Raw genomic sequence first — 17,934 nt, 5'->3', positions numbered from 1 at the left:
AGATTCTAATCAATTAAGGAGGAACATTTGAAATGCCCCTTTCAAAGCAAGAAAGAACTCGAAATTTTTGCATTATAGCACATATTGATCATGGAAAATCAACTTTAGCGGATCGCATGATTCAAAAAACTGGATTGTTGACAGAAAGAGAAATGCAGGAGCAGATTTTAGATAATATGGAGTTGGAAAGAGAACGAGGTATAACCATCAAAGCACAAGCTGTTCGATTGGTATATAAAGCAGAAGATGGAGAAGAATATATTTTTAATTTGATAGATACTCCAGGTCACGTTGATTTTAACTATGAGGTTTCCAGAAGTCTTGCCGCCTGTGAAGGGGCAATTCTAGTTGTAGACGCAGCTCAGGGGATAGAAGCTCAGACATTGGCAAATGTTTATTTAGCACTAGAACATAATTTGGAAATTATACCAGTAATCAATAAAATTGACTTGCCCAGTGCCAATCCTTCCCATGTTATAAAAGAAATAGAAGATATAATAGGAATTCCTGCAGAGGATGCTCCTTTGATTTCAGCAAAAGCCGGAATCAATATAGAGCAAGTATTAGAAAAGGTTGTTCGTGACATACCAAGTCCTACAGGAGATTTTGATGCGCCTTTAAAAGCACTGATATTTGATTCTATTTATGATCCTTATAAAGGGGCCATAGTATTTTGCAGAATTAAAGAAGGAACCATTAAAAAAGGCATGAGAATTAAAATGATGGCAACCGGCAAAGAATTTGATGTTACTGAAGTAGGTTTTTTTGGCCCGGGGCGCTTTATAATGACGGATGAACTTTGTGCAGGAGATGTAGGATACATAGCAGCCAGTATAAAGAATGTTAAAGATACTAAAGTTGGAGATACCATTACGGATGCCAATAATCCTGCGGATGTACCGCTTCCGGGCTATAAAAAAGTTAATCCCATGGTTTATTGTGGAATGTATCCTGCAGATGGGTCTAAATATGAAGATTTAAGAGATGCTCTTGAAAAACTTCAGCTCAATGATGCGGCGTTGGTATATGAACCTGAAAATTCAATAGCATTAGGTTTTGGATTCAGATGTGGATTTTTGGGTTTACTGCATATGGAAATTATTCAAGAACGTTTAGAAAGGGAATATAATCTAGACTTGGTGACTACTGCTCCCAGTGTTATTTATAAAGTCTATAAAACGAATGGAGAAGTTATCGAATTGTCCAACCCGGCAGATTTGCCTGATCCATCAGAGATAGAACATATGGAGGAACCGATCGTAAAGGCAGAGATCATTGTTCCTACTGAATACATAGGTGCGATCATGGAGTTGTGCCAGGAGCGCCGCGGAGAATATCTTGGAATGAACTATCTTGAAGAGACGCGAGCAGTGCTCACCTATCATCTTCCCCTAAATGAAATCATATATGATTTCTTTGATGCTTTAAAATCAAGGACAAGAGGATATGCTTCTTTTGATTATGAATTAATAGGATATAAAGAATCTGATTTGGTTAAACTGGATATTTTGGTTAACAGGGAGCTTGTTGATGCCCTTAGCTTTATTGTACATACGGATAAAGCATACGAGAGAGGAAGAAAGATTGCGGAAAAATTAAAAGAAGAAATACCAAGACATTTATTTGAAATTCCAATACAAGCTGCCATAGGAAATAAAATTATTGCTCGTGAAACAATTAGTGCAATGAGGAAAGATGTGCTTGCTAAATGTTATGGGGGAGATATTACCCGTAAGAAAAAACTTTTAGAAAAGCAAAAAGAAGGAAAGAAAAGAATGCGTCAGGTCGGAAATGTAGAAGTTCCGCAATCTGCATTTATGAGTGTATTAAAATTGGAGTAGAAAGATGGACAATCAAATTAGTTTATACATTCACATACCATTTTGTCAATCGAAATGTTATTATTGTGATTTTGCTTCTTACGCCAATAAAAATGATCAAATGACCGCATATGTTTTAGCATTAAAAGAGGAAATTGGTCGATATGGTGTGTTGCTGCAAAATTACGAGATTAACACCATATTTATTGGGGGAGGAACTCCTACTGTTCTTTCCCCCCATTTGTTGCGCACAATTTTACAGAGTTTATTTCAAAATTTTAAGATTAATACTCATGCTGAAATTACAATAGAAAGCAATCCGGGAACACTGGAATTAGAAAAACTTGAGGTTCTAAAAGAATGCCATATCAATAGATTAAGTATGGGTCTTCAGGCGTATCAAAATAATTTACTAAAAGATCTAGGAAGAATTCATACAGTGGAAGAGTTTATTCAAAATTATCTATTGGCCAGAAGTCTTGGCTTTGACAATATAAATGTTGATTTAATGTTTTCCTTGCCCAATCAAACCTTGAAGAACTGGATGGATACTTTAAAAAATGTTGTGCTTTTAAACCCTGAGCATATTTCGTGTTATAGTTTAACTATTGAAGAAAATACACCATTCGGAAAATGGGAAGAAGAGGGGAAAATTAAATTAAATGATGAAGAAACAGATCGGGCGATGTATCATTATGCCGGATGGTATTTAAGTAAAATGGGCTATAGGCAATATGAAATTTCTAATTTTTCAAAGTCTGGATTTTTGAGCCGTCATAATTTGGTTTATTGGACATATAAACCCTATATTGGAATAGGGTTGGGAGCGCATTCTTTCTATAATGGAGAACGTTATCATAATACTTACAATTTAGATCAATACATTAAAGCAAAGGGAGATCTATCAACTTTAAAAGAGGATGCAGAAGAAATTTCTCTTTCAATGCAATATGCTGAATATATGTTTTTAGGACTCAGATTGTTGGAAGGAATATCGATTCAAAAATTTAATGAGAAATTTAAGATTTCATTTGAAGAGATTTTTGGAAAAAAAGTTGAAAAACTAATAAAGTTAGGTCTTGTTGAAAGTAATAAAGACATTATTAAATTAACTTCTAAAGGGTTAGATGTATCCAATATGGTTTTTGCAGAATTTTTACCTGAAAATGAATAAATATCTTGACAAATCATTTCTAAGATGGTATTTTAATTTTGAAGTTAGCACTCACGGTAATTGAGTGCTAACAAACCAGGGGGAATGATAATATGATCTTAGATGACAGAAAAATAAAAATACTACATGCGATTATTAAAGACTATATTCTTACAGGAGAACCTGTGGGCTCCAGAACGATTTCTAAAAAATATGAATTAGGTGTAAGTTCAGCTACGATTAGAAATGAAATGTCTGATCTGGAAGAATGGGGATTTATTATTCAGCCCCATACATCGGCAGGGCGTATTCCTTCGGATAAAGGTTATCGTTTGTATGTGGATCAGTTAATGGAACATCTGTCCATTAATGAAGTCAACATGCAAATCATTGATCAATTACTTCAGCAAAAAGTAGATCAAATTGATATACTTATGAAAGAAGTAGCAAAGTTATTATCATTATATACAAATTATACTTCTATCGTTTCTTCTCCGGTAATTCATAAAACTAAGATCAAACATATGCAGCTCATTCCTTTAGATGCTCATTCAATTATCCTTATTATCGTGACTGACGCTAATCTTGTAACCAATAATGTTATTAAAATGGATATTCCGGCAGATCAAAATACTCTGAATAAGTTGTCTGCAATGCTGAATGACTCTCTTAATGGTTTGACAATGGAGCAAATTAATCTCCCTGTCATTCAAGAATTAAAGGTAAAGATGGGCATCTATGGCGAGATTGTAAATCCAATTCTCGATGCGGTTGCTAAAACGATTCAAACTAAGATTACCCCTGAAGTTTATTTAAGCGGTACAATGAACATGTTGGATTTCCCAGAGTTTAGTGATATTGTTAAGGCGAAGCAGCTTTTTCATACATTAGAGGAAAAAGATCTATTGATGTCTATTTTAACTAAAAATGCATCCAAAGGTATCAATATTACTATTGGTGAAGAAAATGAAATCGAAGAGATTAAAAATTGCAGTCTAATTACTGCTTCTTATGAAATAGGCGGCAGAAAAGTAGGAACCATTGGCATTATTGGACCGACGAGAATGGAATATGAAAAAGTTGTTTCAATTTTATCATATATTTCAAGCAATATGGATAAATTGTTAAATAACAATTCTGATGGATAAAAATACAAAGAAAAGGGTGGGGCAAGTGGAGCAAGAAAAAACTCTTAACAATGAAGTTGAAAATGAAACATTAAACGATGCAGAAATTGAAGTAAATAATGATGAAGCAAAAAACGTCAATGAAGAAGAGGTAAGTACTCAGGAAGAAGCGCAAAAAGATGAAGAAGAGCTTACTTCTCAAAAATTTGAAGAGCTTCAGAATAAATTAAGAGAAAAAGAAAAAGAATATGATGAATTAAAAGATCGTCTTCAAAGAACAATGGCAGAATTTGATAATTTCAGAAAAAGGACAATCAAAGAAAAAGCAGTTCTTTATGAGGATGGTGTAAGAAGTGCTATTGAGCAAATTCTTCCTGTCATTGATAATTTTGAACGCGCTTTAAGTGCTGCTCAAAAAGACGATGAATCTAATTCTTTCTTACAAGGAATGGAAATGATCTATAGACAATTTAAAGATATTTTAACTTCAATGGGAGTAGAAGAAATAAAGGCTGTTGGCGAAACTTTTGACCCTAATCTCCACAATGCTGTAACCCATATTGAAGATGAAGCATTTGGAGAGAATGAAATCGTAGAAGAGTTTCAAAAAGGATATATTTATAAAGATAAAGTAATCAGATACAGTATGGTAAAAGTAGCAAACTAATAAAGAATCATAAGGAGGATTAATTGATATGGGAAAAATAATCGGTATCGACTTAGGAACAACCAACTCTTGTGTTGCTGTAATGGAAGGTGGAAAACCAGTTGTTATTCCTAATACAGAAGGAGCAAGAACTACCCCTTCAATCGTTGCTTTTACTAAAACAGGGGAAAGATTAATAGGAGAAACTGCAAAACGTCAGGCAGTTACTAATCCTGATAAAACAGTAATTTCTATAAAAAGACATATGGGGAGCGACTATAGAGTAAAAATTGATGACAAATCTTTTAGCCCCCAAGAAATTTCTGCGATGATTTTGCAAAAATTAAAGGCAGATGCAGAAGCGTACTTAGGTGAAACTGTAACGGAGGCAGTTATTACTGTTCCTGCATATTTTTCAGACAGCCAAAGACAAGCTACAAAAGATGCTGGTAAAATTGCAGGTTTAGATGTTAAGAGAATTATTAACGAACCAACAGCGGCAGCTTTGGCTTATGGTCTTGAAAATGAAAAAGAGCAGAAGATTATGGTATATGATTTAGGTGGAGGAACTTTTGACGTTTCCATTATTGAAATCGGTGATGGTGTCATTGAAGTACTTGCAACCAATGGAGATAATCATTTAGGTGGAGACGATTTTGATGACAGAATCATTAAATATTTGGTGGATGAGTTTAAGAAAGTAGAAGGGATAGATCTTAGCCAAGACAAAATGGCAATGCAGAGACTTAAAGAAGCTGCTGAAAAAGCGAAGAAAGAACTTTCTACTGTAACGACTACAAACATTAATTTACCTTTTATTACAGCAAATCAAGAAGGCCCTAAGCATTTGGATATAACACTGACAAGAGCAAAATTTGACGAATTAACTGCGGATTTAGTTGAAAGAACTATGAATCCTGTAAGAACGGCTTTATCAGATGCTGGGTTAACTCCATCAGACCTAGATAAAGTTTTATTGGTCGGAGGGTCAACACGTATTCCAGCAGTTCAGGAAGCAGTTAAGAGACTTACAGGAAAAGAACCTTTTAAAGGAATTAATCCTGATGAATGTGTAGCAATCGGTGCATCCATTCAAGGTGGAAAATTAGCAGGAGATGCAGGCGCAGGAGATATTCTTCTTCTTGATGTAACACCACTTTCCCTTGGAATTGAAACTTTAGGTGGGGTTGCAACAAAATTAATTGAGAGAAATACAACCATTCCTACAAGAAAAAGCCAAATTTTTTCAACTGCAGAGGATAATCAGACAGCTGTTGATATACATGTTGTTCAAGGGGAACGTCCTATGGCAAAAGATAATAAAACTTTAGGACGCTTCAGATTGGATGGTATTGCACCAGCTCCAAGAGGAGTTCCACAAATTGAAGTAACTTTTGATATAGATGCAAATGGTATTGTAAATGTATCCGCTAAAGACCTTGGAACAGGTAAAGAACAACATATTACAATTACTGCAAGCACCAACTTAAGTGACGATGAAATTCAAAGGGCAATTAAAGAAGCAGAGCAATATGCAGAACAAGACAAAAAGAGAAAAGAAGCAATCGATACCAAAAATGAAGCAGAATCTATGGTATTCCAGACAGAAAAAACTTTAAAAGACCTTGGAGATAAGGTAGATGCTGCAGATAAAGCTAAAGTAGAAACTGAGCTTAAAAAATTAAAAGATTTACTTGCAAAAACGAATGTGGAAAATATGAGTGATTCTGATATTACAGAACTTAAGAAAGCAAAAGAAGATTTAACAAATGTATTTTATGAAATTTCTACAAAATTATATCAGCAACAGGCTCCAGGAGCAGGCCCAGACTCAAATCCACAGGGCGCGAACCCATCTAATGATGATGTTGTAGACGCAGATTATAAAGAACTATAATATTTAAAAAAGCCAAAGAGAACATCTTTGGCTTTTTTAAAGTATATTAATTATTGGCTTCAAATTCATTTGATTTTAGATGCAGATCACTATATAATAAAGTAATTAATTTCGTGCAATTGATGGAATGTATGTAGTTTGGTTAGATTGGAAGGTGATTGAATTGGCAGAAAGGGATTATTACGAGATACTAGGAGTAGATAAAAGTGCTTCAGATGCCGATATAAAGAAAGCTTATCGGAAACTAGCAAAGAAATATCATCCTGATATGAATCCCAATAATAAAGAAGCAGAGCAGAAATTTAAGGAAATAAGTGAAGCTTATGAAATATTGAGTGATCCTCAAAAGAGAGCGAAATATGATCAATTCGGCCATGCTGCCTTTGGGAATGGTGCTGGAGGCAGTGGCGGATTTGATGGTTTTGGCGGCTTTGATATGGGAGATATTTTTGATAGCGTTTTTGGTGACATGTTTGGAGGAATGGGCTCAAGAAGAAGAAATGGTCCTACAAAAGGCGCTGATGTCAGAGTAAGTGTTCAGCTTTCATTTAATGAAGCTGCTTTTGGAATAGCAAAAGAAATAAATGTAGCATTATGGGATACCTGTGATACCTGCCATGGAACCGGAGCTAAGCCTGGTACCCATCCCGAAACGTGCAGACACTGTGGTGGAACAGGTCAGGTTAAATTCACACAAAATACTTTATTCGGTTCTATGACCAGTGTAAGGACTTGTGATGTATGCCATGGAGAAGGAAAAATTGTAAAAGATCCTTGCCATACATGTAATGGAAAAGGAAAGGTAAGAAAAACAAAAACAATTCAAGTGGATATACCTGCCGGAATTGATCATGGACAAAGTATTCGAATTCAAGGCAAGGGAGAACCGGGAGAAAGAGGAGGTCCAAATGGTGATCTTCTGATTACAGTGTATATACAGGAACATCCAATATTTGAAAGAAGAGGATACGATGTGTATTGTGAAATTCCTATTACCTTTGTTCAAGCTACTTTGGGAGCAGATCTGATTGTGCCTACACTGGATGGTAATGTGCAATATACAATTAAAGAAGGCACGCAAACAGGTACTGTTTTTCGTTTAAAAGGAAAAGGAATTCCACATCTCAGAAACCCAAAAGTAAGAGGAGATCAATACATTCAAGTTAAAATAGATGTTCCAACCAAGTTAAATGAAAAGCAAAAAGAATTATTAAGACAATTTGCAAGCATTAGTGGTGATGAGGTTTATCAAGGAAGGAAAGGATTCTTTGAAAAAGTAAAAGATGCTTTCGGAGAAGCCTTTGGGAATTAAAACAAGGAGATGAATGATTTGAAATGGATTCGTTTAACGATAAGTACAAAAAGTGAAGCAGTAGAGGCAATATCTTATGCATTGACAAATATAGGTATTCCAACTATAGAGATAGATGATCCTAACGATATTACCATGACTATGGAAAAAAAGAATAAAACCGATTGGGACTATATTGATGAAGAATTGTTAAAAAGCAAAGATATGAATGAAGTGCTCATAAAAGTATATTTACCTGAAGATGCTCCCTATGAAGAAAAGATCATTCAAATTCAAAATAGTTTGAATCATATTAAGCAATTTTTAGATGTTGGAAAAGGAACAGTTCAGACAGATGTTTTACATGAAGAAGAATGGGCAAATTCTTGGAAAAAATACTATAAACCCATTAAAATCGGAAAAAATATAGTAATAAAACCATCCTGGGAAGAATACACTTCAACAGATGAACGTGAAATCATCATAGAGATGGACCCAGGAATGGCTTTTGGTACAGGAACTCATGAAACAACCGCTATGTGTCTGGAGCTTCTTGAAAAATATATTACTAAAGGTAATATTGTATTTGATATAGGATGTGGAAGTGGAATTTTAGGAATTGCTTCCGCGAAACTGGGAGCTTCTTCTGTAATAGGAGTAGATTTAGATGCCAACGCTGTTAAAGTTGCAAAAAATAATGTGAACTCAAATCATGTTGAGCATATAATGAAAGTGTACGAAGGAAATCTTTTAGATGTAGTGAATGAAAAGGCTGATATTGTAGTCGCAAATATTATTGCTGATGTAATCATTGAGCTTTCTGAATCTGTTTTAGATTTTTTAAATCCCAAAGGTTTTTTTATTGCCTCTGGAATTATTAAAGAACGACTTCAAGATGTACAAGAAGCAATGACAAAAAACAGACTGGATATTGTTGAGATCTTCGAGGAAGGCTCATGGTGTGCATTAGCAGCTAAAATGAAAGAGTGAGATTTATGCCCAGATTTTTTGTAAATCCCGAGCAGATACAAGCAGATAATATAGTTATTTATGGGGATGACGTTAAACATATTTCAAAAGTATTGAGACTAAAAAGTGGAGATAAAATAACAATTTGTAATAGACAAGGAACAGATTATGAGTGTATAATAAAAAGTATAGGCAAAGAAAACATTAATGCCGAAATTCTTTCGTACCATTTATCTGAAACAGAACCTAATGTGAAAATAACGTTATTTCAAGCGTTAACTAAATCAGATAAAATGGATTTGATTATTCAAAAAGCTGTTGAAGTAGGTATTCATAAAATTGTACCTGTTATTACAGAGAGAACAGTTATAAAGATAGAAGATGAAAAAAGACAGTCTACTAAATTGACGAGATGGCAAAAAATTTCAGAATCGGCTGCTAAACAAAGTCAAAGAGGAATCGTACCTGAAGTTACTCCAATTGTTACTTTAAAAGAGGCCATTCATACAACTGAAAAAATGGACCTAAAAGTAATTGCTTACGAAAAGGAAACTCATAATCATTTACGAAATATATTAAGGGATTTTGATGGCGAAACTGTTGGTATATTTATAGGTCCAGAAGGTGGATTTGATGAAAGCGAAATAGATATAGCACGAGAACACGGAATTATTCCCATAACGTTAGGTAAAAGAATTCTTCGCACTGAAACAGCTGGACTATTCCTTGGATCAATTATGATGTACGAAATGGGAGAGGTGTAAGAATGTCAAATTTGAGATTTTTGGTGGTAGATGATGCCATATTTATGCGCACTGTATTAAAAAAAATGCTTTCTGAAGAGGGATTTGAAGTGGTAGGAGAAGCTGGAAATGGATTAGACGCCATTCAGATGGCTGCGGAACTTCAACCCGATATTATTACTTTAGATATCACGATGCCGGTAATGGATGGGATTAAAGCCGTTCCAGGAATTTTAAAAGTGAGTCCCAATTCGAAGATTATTATGTGTTCTGCTTTAGGTCAGCAGGCAATGGTTGTAGATGCCATCAAAAAAGGGGCAAAGGATTTTATTGTAAAACCTTTTGAAAAATCAAGAGTGCTCCAAGCAATTAACAATGTAATGTCAAGGTAAAAAACTGGTAGGATATCCTGCCAGTTTTTTTCTGAAAATAAATTTACACATTAGTGATTGAGCAAAAAGGTGATGCGAATGAGAGAAATATATTTTGATAATGCCGCGACAACCAGACCTTCACAAGAGGTTATAGAAACAATGGTTACTGTATTAAAGGATGATTACGGTAATCCTTCTTCCCTTCATATGAAAGGGTTTGAAGCAGAAAAGTATATCAGAAATACTACAGATATCCTTGCATCTTTATTAAAAGTTGAAAAAGATGAGCTGATCTATACTTCTGGCGGAACAGAGTCCAATAATTTAGCTATTCGTGGTACTGCTTTTGCATACCATCGATTAGGAAAGCATATTATTACTACCGAAATTGAACATCCTTCAGTTCAGCGTGTTTTTCAATCTTTGGAAGAAGAAGGGTTTGAGGTTACTTATCTTCCTGTAGATTCATCTGGTTATATTGATCCAGATCAACTTAAGGAAGCAATTCGCAAAGATACAATTTTGGTAAGTATTATGCATGTGAATAATGAAATTGGGACAGTTCAACCTATTGAAAAGATTGGGAAACTCATAAAAACAGTCAATCCCAATACTCTATTCCATGTAGATGGCATTCAGTCATTCGGGAAATTTATCATTCCTGTAAAAAGATGGAATATTGATTTATTTAGTATTAGTGCTCACAAGTTTTATGGTCCGAAAGGGATTGGAGCCCTTTATAAGAGAAAGGATATAAGATTAAAACCTTTAGTATTTGGAGGCGACCAGCAAAGAGGTATGCGTTCAGGAACAGAAAATGTTCCGGGAATTGCAGGTTTAGGTATTGCAGCAAAACATATATATAAAGAACTGAATGAAGTTACTCAGCATTTATATCATTTAAAGAATGCTCTTTGGAAGGGTATAAGTGATAGTATTGAAGATGTTTATTTGAATGGCCCCTCTATAGAAGAAGGTGCTCCCCATATTATTAATATTATGTTTAAAGACATCAGGGCTGAAGTTCTTCTTCACGCATTAGAAGCAAAAAAAATCTATGTTTCAACAGGATCCGCTTGCTCTTCCAATCATCCTCAACCCAGTGATACTTTAAAATCTATTGGGCTTAGTGACGATGAAATACAAGGAGCATTGAGATTTAGTTTTTCAAAATATAATACAGAAGATGAAGTAGAAGAATGTGTACAAGCCTTAAAAGAAATCGTACCTACACTTCGCAGATTTAAACGAGGAGGAAGTAAAAAATGAAAAACATTTTTCTTATTAAATATGGAGAGATCGCAATCAAGGGAAATAATAGATATTTGTTTGAAAATGCATTACTCAAAAATATCAGATTGAGCATTAAAGCTTTAGGAAATTTTCATATTCAAAAAGAGCAAGGAAGAATTTTAATAGAACCTGAAGATGAATATATTGACACAGATGAAGTATTAAGCAAGCTCACAAAAGTATTTGGTATTGTAGGAATTTGTGTCGGTATTAAGAATGAAAAAGTTGATATGGATTCTATAAAAGAAACTGCTCTTTATCATATGCAATCCGTTTGTGGAAATAATCAATACACATTTAAAGTAGAATCAAGACGTTCAAATAAGAATTTTCCGCTGAACTCGATGGAAATTTCTAAAGAAGTTGGAGCATATATTTTAGCCAATATGGAAGATCAATTGAAAGTAGATGTTCACAATCCGGAGATCAAACTTAATATTGAGCTTAGAAATTCTTTATACGTATACTCTAAGGTAATACCTGGTCCTGGAGGTATGCCTCTAGGAACCAATGGAAAAGCAATGCTTCTTTTATCTGGAGGAATTGATAGTCCTGTAGCTGGATGGATGGTGGCAAAAAGAGGAGTAGAAATAGGAGGGGTATATTTTGAAAGTCCTCCTTATACCAGTGAGAGAGCAAAGCAAAAAGTTATTGATTTAGCGAAAAAAATAGCTGCTTATACAGGCAGATTCAAACTCTACATTGTTCCTTTTACAGATATTCAAATGGAAATCTATCAGAAATGTCCCCATCAGCAATTAACGATTATTATGAGAAGGATTATGATGAGAATTGCAGAAAAGATTGCAAAAGAAGAAAATGCACAAGCTCTTATTACCGGAGAGAGCGTTGGACAGGTAGCAAGCCAGACGATTCAAAGTTTAGCCGTTACCAATGCTGTTGTAACATTGCCTGTTTTTCGCCCGCTTATTGGTTTTGATAAAGAAGATATTGTTTCAATTGCAAAGAAAATTGACACGTATGAAATATCAATTCTTCCTTATGAAGATTGCTGCACAATTTTTGTGCCCAGACATCCGGAAACAAAACCTAAATTAGAGTATATTCAAAAATCAGAAGAGGCATTAACAGATATCGAAAATATGATCGAAGAAGCAATTAAGAATTCTGAAACGGTGATCGTACATTAAAAAAATCCACTCCTATGAGTGGATTGCTTATTACTGTTCTATATAATTTTGAATTTCAGCAATAACTTCATCTGCTACATCGTCGTTATGAATGTCTAATTTAAGGGGAGAACTTAAATCTAAACTGAAAATACCCATGATAGATTTTGCATCTACTTTATATCTCCCTGAAGATAAATCAAAGTCGCCATCATATTTTCCGATGATATTAACAAATTTTTTAACCTTTTCGATTGAATTTAAAGAAAGCGTAATGGATTTCATTTTGACTACCTCCAATTTAAGAATATTTATTTATTAATTACTATCCTATTATCATAGTAATTCTATCTTATAATTTTGTCAATTATCGAGAGTAACCAATATTTTAAAATTATTTATATCAATATTGTTCATTTATTGGAATTATATGGATGTTCAAATGTTATCTTAACTTAAACTAATTAACATGAGGTGAAGCAATGGCAAAGGCAGCTTTTTATACTTTAGGATGTAAGGTAAATCAATATGAAACAGAGGCAATGATTGAGCTATTTAAAAAAGATCATTACGAGATTGTTTCTTTTGATGAATATGCAGATGTTTATGTAATTAATACATGTACAGTAACAAATCTTGGAGACAGAAAATCGAGGCAAATGATTAGAAGAGCAAAAAAAGTCAATCCGGATTCAATTGTAGCAGTAGTTGGATGCTATGTTCAGACTGCTCCTGAAGAAGTTAAGGCAATTGAAGGAGTTAACATTATAGTGGGGACTGACCAAAGATCAAAAATTATCGATTTAATTCGTAAATATGAAGAAGAGCACAAGATGATTACTGCAGTGGATAATATTATGAATGTGAAAAGTTTTGAAGAATTATCGGTAAGCCAATTAGAAGGAAGAACCCGAGCTTATTTAAAAATTCAAGAAGGTTGCAATCAATATTGCTCTTATTGCATTATTCCCTATGCTAGGGGACCGATTAGGAGTCGCCATCCGGAAAACATTATAAAAGAAGTAAAAAGTTTGGTGAACAATGGTTTCAAAGAAATTGTACTGACAGGAATTCATGTTGCTTCTTATGGAAAAGACTTAGAAGATATGGATCTACTAAAAATTATTGAAATGGTGCATACTATAGAAGGATTAAAAAGGATTCGTTTAAGTTCGATTGAACCTTCTATTGTCACGGAAGAATTTGTAAAGAGGCTAAAAGATCTTCCTAAAATATGTCCGCATTTTCATTTATCTTTGCAAAGTGGATGCGATGCAACTTTAAGAAGAATGAACAGGAAGTATGATACCCAAAAATATAAAAAAGCAGTGGAATTACTTAGAGAAAATATTGAAGACATTGCCCTTACTACAGATCTCATTGTTGGTTTTCCTGGAGAAACAGAAGAGGAATTTAAAGCATCTTATAATTTTGTGAAGGAAATTGGATTTGCACAAATTCACGTTTTTAAATATTCGCCAAGAAAAGGAACTCCTGCTGCCAAAATGACCAATCAAATTAGTCCTGAAATTAAAGATGAAAGAAGTCATCAGATGATTTTGCTAGGAGAAGAATTGCAGCGAAACTTTTTAGAAAAACATGTGGGAAAAGTTTTGGAAGTTTTATTTGAACATTCTATAGATCCCCAAAAAGACTTATATGAAGGGTATACATCCAACTATTTAAAAGTGATTGCATCTTCAAAAGAAAAGATTGAAAATGAAATTCTTAAGGTAGAAGTTAAAGAAGTTAAAAATGATGCTTTAATAGGGAATATTATAAGTTCTTTTTGAATACAGAAATAAAAATGAATTTTGATTTGCATAAAGACATGTTTTGTATTATCATATAAATATATTATAGATGTATGTAATTTTAGTCTTATGTTTAGCAGCCGTTACACCGCTTTAGAGAAAGGGCTTTATATTTATATATAAGATAAGAATCAATCATATTTTAAAATCCTTCTTTATATTTTGTAATGTAGATATTATGGGAGAGTGAAATTATGAGTCAATTTAACGAAACCGTTCAATTTAATGTGGATAAAGAAGATGTGAATGAAATTCAAAATATTTTACTAAGTGTTTATGCTGCATTGAAAGAAAAGGGTTATAACCCGGTAAATCAAATTGTTGGGTATATTTTGTCGGGAGACCCCACGTATATAACGAGTTATAATAATGCAAGAAGTATGATTCGAAAACTAGAAAGGGACGAATTACTTGAAGAATTGGTTAAAAATTACCTCGAGAAAAAATAAGGAGTTCTTGTTGAATGTACAAGAGATTAGAGATTCTTTTTCTGACTTTTCTAATGTATTTGATGATTCCAATGAATGTATATGGAGCAGAAAATAAGATTATATTGTTAGTTGTATCTCAAGGCTCATGGGATGTTTTAATTAACTCTCCATTAGTATCTTCATTGGTTTCAAAGAGTGCAATAGGATCTATGAGCATCAGAACGAATCATAAAAACAGAATCATTGAGCATTATGGTACAATTAATGCTGGCAGGCGATGGAGCTATTATGAAATCAATGATATGGGGGCTGTAGAAAATGGATTGGGGGATTTGTTAAGCCAATCTAATTTTTCTACAGCCATTTTTTCTGATCATCCAAATATAAAAAAAATAATAGAAAATTCTTCAGGAGAAATCACGTATCAGTCAAAAGACTTTGAAGTACTGTATTCAGAAGACAATATGGACATTTTAAAAAAGGCTGATATTATATTAATTGAAATGGATTTATATAATACAAGGGAAAATCAAAATTTTCTCCTGGATTTTATAAATCAAAATAAAGTTCAATTGTACTTATTTTGTCCTTATGACCGCGAAAAGAATTCAGAGTTAACACCTTTTTTATTTTATGACAGTGCAAATCCACAACCAGGATTAGTCACTGCAAATACAACTAGAAGACCTGGTATAATCACGAGTCTGGATATTGCTCCTACAATACTCAATCAATTAAAGATTGATTATAGCGGTATGATTAGTAAGGGGATAACTATTCATTCCAGTAAAAATGCATTTTCCGTAATGATAAAAGATTTAGAAAAAATAAAGCAAATTAATTCCCTTCGTTCACTGGTAATTAAAGTTTATACTTTATTATTAATTACATGTGCAGCGTTTTTTTTATTAATTAATCAAAAGAGTAGTATTAAAGTTAAAAAAATATATAATTCAATAATATTATCTATTTTATGGATACCTGTTTTGATGATGCTGCATTTTCAAAATATGGTTGTTTTATTGCTGAGTTATATTATAGTTTTACTTACTATTATTTATCTTGGCATGAACATGATCTCTAGCCAAAAAACTTTAAAAGTGACTTCCGGGACACTTCTAATGATATTTGCTTTGGATACTTTATTGGGCTCTCCGTTAATGAGAAATTCATTTCTAGGTTATGATCCTGTTATCGGTGCTAGGTTTTATGGCATAGGGAATGAGTATGCAGGAATCATAATAGGAAATCTTTATTTGTTTTTATATTCCATCGGTGAATTACGTTACTTCAGATCTGTTTCTATGGGTTTACAGATATTTTTTATTTTATTATTAGGAATGTCTTTATGGGGAGCTAATTTTGGAGGTATGCTAGCTGCTTTGTCAGGAATGCTTTTGTTTTATTTTCATCATTATAGAAACAAAGCAAGGAAATATACTAATTATGCGATTATAGCAGCGTTATTTTTATTTGCTGTTTTGTGGATTATCTTAGACTGCTATTTTATTGATGATCAATCGCATCTAGGGCAGACAATATCTCAACTTTTAGATGGTAATTCTTACTTGATAGCCGAAGTTATAAAAAGAAAGTTGGCAATGAATTTGCAATTGATTAAATATTCTATGTGGTCAAAGTTTTTAATAGTTGCTTTGATTATTTTAGGCATTTATTTTGATATAAAACATCCAATCATGACAAAAGTAGGCCCTTCATGGATAGGAGCTATGAGTGGAGCAGTTTTTTTTAACGATTCAGGAATTGTAATGTGTGCAACTTGTATGATATATCTTGTATTTCCATATTTGTATGTATATAATCAGAATAAATAGTCTGTGTGTTTTGAGAGGAGACAAAAATTTGCGAATTATGGGTATGGACTACGGAGAAAAAACCATTGGTATCGCAGTGAGTGATCCTTTTGGGTGGACAGCCCAGGGGGTAGAAATTATCCGTAGAAAAGATGAAAATAATCTTAAAGAGAGTATGGAAAGGATTAAAGAATTAATTGAACAGTATGATGTAAAAAAAATTGTTCTGGGCTTTCCTAAAAATATGAATAATACTTTGGGGGTTCGGGCAGAAAAAACTTTGGAATTCAAGGAAAAACTTGAAAAAAGGTTTTCCATTGAAGTGATCTTATGGGATGAGCGATTAAGTACCAAAGCAGCAGAAAGCATTTTATTAGAAGCAGATATAAGTAGAAGCAAGCGAAAAAAAGTAATTGATAAAATGGCTGCTGTTTATATATTACAAGGGTATTTAGATAGTAAATGTTAAGAATGGAGGATTATACTATGAAAGAAATGAACAACATAATTTTTCTTACAGATGATGAAACTGGTGAAGAAATAGAATTTGAAATCATTGATGCTGTAGAAAAAGATGGCGATCGTTTTATATTGGTTGTACCTGTTGAAGAAGATGGAGAAGAAGATGAAGCTCTTATTTTAAAAGATGTAAGTGAAAATGATGAAGAAGCAGTTTATCAATTGATAGAAGATGAAGAAGAATTAATAAGAGCTGCTCAATATTTTATGGACGAGGATAACGATTATGATCTAGATTTTTAATGATATTGGATATCAATTGACAAAATCCTTTTTTGATAATATACTATTAATTATTGGCTGCAGGATTGGCAATATTATGAAGAAGGAAATAATTCTTTTCATTGGAGGGGCCTACATGCGTATGAAGGGAATAGATTTTAAGGAATTATTAAAGCAAAAAGGTTGTAAGTTAACAACACAACGCCGAGCTGTATTAGATATTTTGAATGAGCACAGTGGGGAGCACTTAAGTACAGAAGAAATTTATGAATATGTAAGAAAAACTTGTCCAGAAATTGGGTTAGCTACTGTATATAGAACTGTGCAATTATTTGAGGAAATAAAAATAGTAGACAAATTGAATTTTGATGATGGATGTAGCAGATATGAATTAATCTCCAATGAAGAAGATCATCATCATCATCATCTAATTTGCGAGAATTGCGGTAAGGTTATTGAAGTCGAAGAAGATCTTTTAGATGGATTGGAAGAACAGATAGAAAAAAATTATATTTTTAAAATTACAAATCATAAAGTGAAATTTTATGGAATTTGTTCAAGGTGCATGAAGCCTTCAGAATAAGTATAAATATCATTAATAAGAAAATAGTTTTTGGCTAAAATATAAAATAAGTAAAGACATATTAGAATGGTAGATACATGATGTTGTTTTTATCATGCTGATTTTTTA

Annotated in this window: 18 protein-coding genes; 17 read left to right on the top strand and 1 reads right to left on the bottom strand. The window is 33.2% G+C overall.

The window, feature by feature from the left end; genetic code table 11:
- Positions 1 to 32 precede the first annotated feature (32 nt).
- The 11 genes from lepA to thiI all read left to right on the top strand — a co-directional run bounded on the left by lepA (position 33) and on the right by thiI (position 12,464).
- Positions 33 to 1,841, top strand: a complete 1,809-nt coding sequence (gene lepA / locus JOD07_RS06600) for a translation elongation factor 4 (protein WP_158739189.1) — start codon at positions 33 to 35, stop codon at positions 1,839 to 1,841.
- A gap of 4 nt (positions 1,842 to 1,845) precedes the next feature.
- A complete protein-coding gene (gene hemW / locus JOD07_RS06595) occupies positions 1,846 to 2,994 on the top strand; it encodes a radical SAM family heme chaperone HemW (protein ID WP_158739188.1) in 1,149 nt (382 codons plus the stop codon).
- Positions 2,995 to 3,086: 92 nt separating this feature from the next.
- The gene (gene hrcA / locus JOD07_RS06590; protein ID WP_158739187.1) at positions 3,087 to 4,121 is read left to right on the top strand and encodes a heat-inducible transcriptional repressor HrcA; all 1,035 of its coding nucleotides are present in this window, start codon (positions 3,087 to 3,089) and stop codon (positions 4,119 to 4,121) included.
- Complete coding sequence (gene grpE / locus JOD07_RS06585; RefSeq protein ID WP_158739186.1) at positions 4,114 to 4,767, top strand: nucleotide exchange factor GrpE; 654 nt, start codon at positions 4,114 to 4,116, stop codon at positions 4,765 to 4,767. The genes hrcA and grpE overlap by 8 nt, the downstream gene beginning before the upstream one ends.
- 28 nt (positions 4,768 to 4,795) lie before the next feature.
- Positions 4,796 to 6,643 carry a molecular chaperone DnaK gene (gene dnaK, locus JOD07_RS06580; protein WP_158739185.1) on the top strand — a complete coding sequence of 616 codons (1,848 nt, stop codon included), beginning with the start codon at positions 4,796 to 4,798 and terminating at the stop codon, positions 6,641 to 6,643.
- A 127-nt stretch (positions 6,644 to 6,770) separates the two neighbouring features.
- Complete coding sequence (dnaJ, locus tag JOD07_RS06575; protein WP_158739184.1) at positions 6,771 to 7,955, top strand: molecular chaperone DnaJ; 1,185 nt, start codon at positions 6,771 to 6,773, stop codon at positions 7,953 to 7,955.
- An 18-nt stretch (positions 7,956 to 7,973) separates the two neighbouring features.
- Positions 7,974 to 8,924, top strand: coding sequence for a 50S ribosomal protein L11 methyltransferase (gene prmA / locus JOD07_RS06570; protein WP_330576506.1), 951 nt, complete (start codon positions 7,974 to 7,976; stop codon positions 8,922 to 8,924).
- A 5-nt stretch (positions 8,925 to 8,929) separates the two neighbouring features.
- A complete protein-coding gene (locus JOD07_RS06565; RefSeq protein WP_158739182.1) occupies positions 8,930 to 9,667 on the top strand; it encodes a 16S rRNA (uracil(1498)-N(3))-methyltransferase in 738 nt (245 codons plus the stop codon).
- 2 nt (positions 9,668 to 9,669) lie between these two features.
- Positions 9,670 to 10,038, top strand: coding sequence for a response regulator (locus tag JOD07_RS06560; protein WP_204612940.1), 369 nt, complete (start codon positions 9,670 to 9,672; stop codon positions 10,036 to 10,038).
- A gap of 78 nt (positions 10,039 to 10,116) precedes the next feature.
- On the top strand, positions 10,117 to 11,289 hold the full coding sequence (locus tag JOD07_RS06555; protein ID WP_158739180.1) for a cysteine desulfurase family protein: 1,173 nt from the start codon (positions 10,117 to 10,119) through the stop codon (positions 11,287 to 11,289).
- A complete protein-coding gene (gene thiI, locus JOD07_RS06550; RefSeq protein ID WP_158739179.1) occupies positions 11,286 to 12,464 on the top strand; it encodes a tRNA uracil 4-sulfurtransferase ThiI in 1,179 nt (392 codons plus the stop codon). Before JOD07_RS06555 ends, thiI begins: the two co-directional genes overlap by 4 nt.
- A 30-nt stretch (positions 12,465 to 12,494) precedes the next feature.
- Here thiI and JOD07_RS06545 read toward each other — a convergent pair whose 3' ends face one another.
- The gene (locus tag JOD07_RS06545) at positions 12,495 to 12,728 is read right to left on the bottom strand and encodes an HPr family phosphocarrier protein (RefSeq protein WP_158739178.1); all 234 of its coding nucleotides are present in this window, start codon (positions 12,726 to 12,728) and stop codon (positions 12,495 to 12,497) included.
- Between the two features lie 197 nt (positions 12,729 to 12,925).
- On the opposite strand from JOD07_RS06545, the gene mtaB reads away from it, so the two are divergent.
- From mtaB to JOD07_RS06515, 6 genes are all read left to right on the top strand, one after another.
- Entirely contained in the window at positions 12,926 to 14,236 is a 1,311-nt protein-coding gene (gene mtaB / locus JOD07_RS06540) for a tRNA (N(6)-L-threonylcarbamoyladenosine(37)-C(2))-methylthiotransferase MtaB (RefSeq protein WP_158739177.1), read from the top strand.
- Between the two features lie 215 nt (positions 14,237 to 14,451).
- The gene (locus JOD07_RS06535) at positions 14,452 to 14,706 is read left to right on the top strand and encodes an IreB family regulatory phosphoprotein (RefSeq protein WP_158739176.1); all 255 of its coding nucleotides are present in this window, start codon (positions 14,452 to 14,454) and stop codon (positions 14,704 to 14,706) included.
- 14 nt (positions 14,707 to 14,720) lie between these two features.
- A complete protein-coding gene (locus tag JOD07_RS06530) occupies positions 14,721 to 16,523 on the top strand; it encodes a hypothetical protein (protein ID WP_204612938.1) in 1,803 nt (600 codons plus the stop codon).
- Between the two features lie 28 nt (positions 16,524 to 16,551).
- Positions 16,552 to 16,971, top strand: a complete 420-nt coding sequence (gene ruvX, locus JOD07_RS06525) for a Holliday junction resolvase RuvX (RefSeq protein ID WP_158739174.1) — start codon at positions 16,552 to 16,554, stop codon at positions 16,969 to 16,971.
- Positions 16,972 to 16,988: 17 nt separating this feature from the next.
- On the top strand, positions 16,989 to 17,264 hold the full coding sequence (locus JOD07_RS06520; protein WP_243144515.1) for a DUF1292 domain-containing protein: 276 nt from the start codon (positions 16,989 to 16,991) through the stop codon (positions 17,262 to 17,264).
- Between the two features lie 115 nt (positions 17,265 to 17,379).
- Positions 17,380 to 17,826: a Fur family transcriptional regulator gene (locus JOD07_RS06515; protein ID WP_243144514.1), complete on the top strand. Its 447-nt coding sequence runs from the start codon at positions 17,380 to 17,382 to the stop codon at positions 17,824 to 17,826.
- Positions 17,827 to 17,934: the final 108 nt, after the last annotated feature.

This window comes from Defluviitalea raffinosedens (assembly GCF_016908775.1).
Lineage (GTDB): Bacteria > Bacillota > Clostridia > Lachnospirales > Defluviitaleaceae > Defluviitalea > Defluviitalea raffinosedens.
This window is presented reverse-complemented; position numbering and strand designations above follow the sequence as displayed.

Excerpts from the sequence above, each read along its gene's own strand:
- lepA (WP_158739189.1), top strand. The coding sequence starts at position 33 with ATGCCCCTTTCAAAGCAAGAAAGAACTCGAAATTTTTGCATTATAGCA.
- JOD07_RS06560 (WP_204612940.1), top strand. The coding sequence starts at position 9,670 with ATGTCAAATTTGAGATTTTTGGTGGTAGATGATGCCATATTTATGCGC.
- JOD07_RS06535 (WP_158739176.1), top strand. The coding sequence starts at position 14,452 with ATGAGTCAATTTAACGAAACCGTTCAATTTAATGTGGATAAAGAAGAT.
- dnaJ (WP_158739184.1), top strand. The coding sequence starts at position 6,771 with ATGTATGTAGTTTGGTTAGATTGGAAGGTGATTGAATTGGCAGAAAGG.
- hemW (WP_158739188.1), top strand. The coding sequence starts at position 1,846 with ATGGACAATCAAATTAGTTTATACATTCACATACCATTTTGTCAATCG.
- JOD07_RS06565 (WP_158739182.1), top strand. The coding sequence starts at position 8,930 with ATGCCCAGATTTTTTGTAAATCCCGAGCAGATACAAGCAGATAATATA.
- JOD07_RS06530 (WP_204612938.1), top strand. The coding sequence starts at position 14,721 with ATGTACAAGAGATTAGAGATTCTTTTTCTGACTTTTCTAATGTATTTG.
- JOD07_RS06545 (WP_158739178.1), bottom strand. The coding sequence starts at position 12,728 with ATGAAATCCATTACGCTTTCTTTAAATTCAATCGAAAAGGTTAAAAAA.
- JOD07_RS06555 (WP_158739180.1), top strand. The coding sequence starts at position 10,117 with ATGAGAGAAATATATTTTGATAATGCCGCGACAACCAGACCTTCACAA.
- JOD07_RS06520 (WP_243144515.1), top strand. The coding sequence starts at position 16,989 with ATGAAAGAAATGAACAACATAATTTTTCTTACAGATGATGAAACTGGT.
- JOD07_RS06515 (WP_243144514.1), top strand. The coding sequence starts at position 17,380 with ATGCGTATGAAGGGAATAGATTTTAAGGAATTATTAAAGCAAAAAGGT.
- dnaK (WP_158739185.1), top strand. The coding sequence starts at position 4,796 with ATGGGAAAAATAATCGGTATCGACTTAGGAACAACCAACTCTTGTGTT.
- thiI (WP_158739179.1), top strand. The coding sequence starts at position 11,286 with ATGAAAAACATTTTTCTTATTAAATATGGAGAGATCGCAATCAAGGGA.
- mtaB (WP_158739177.1), top strand. The coding sequence starts at position 12,926 with ATGGCAAAGGCAGCTTTTTATACTTTAGGATGTAAGGTAAATCAATAT.
- grpE (WP_158739186.1), top strand. The coding sequence starts at position 4,114 with ATGGATAAAAATACAAAGAAAAGGGTGGGGCAAGTGGAGCAAGAAAAA.
- hrcA (WP_158739187.1), top strand. The coding sequence starts at position 3,087 with ATGATCTTAGATGACAGAAAAATAAAAATACTACATGCGATTATTAAA.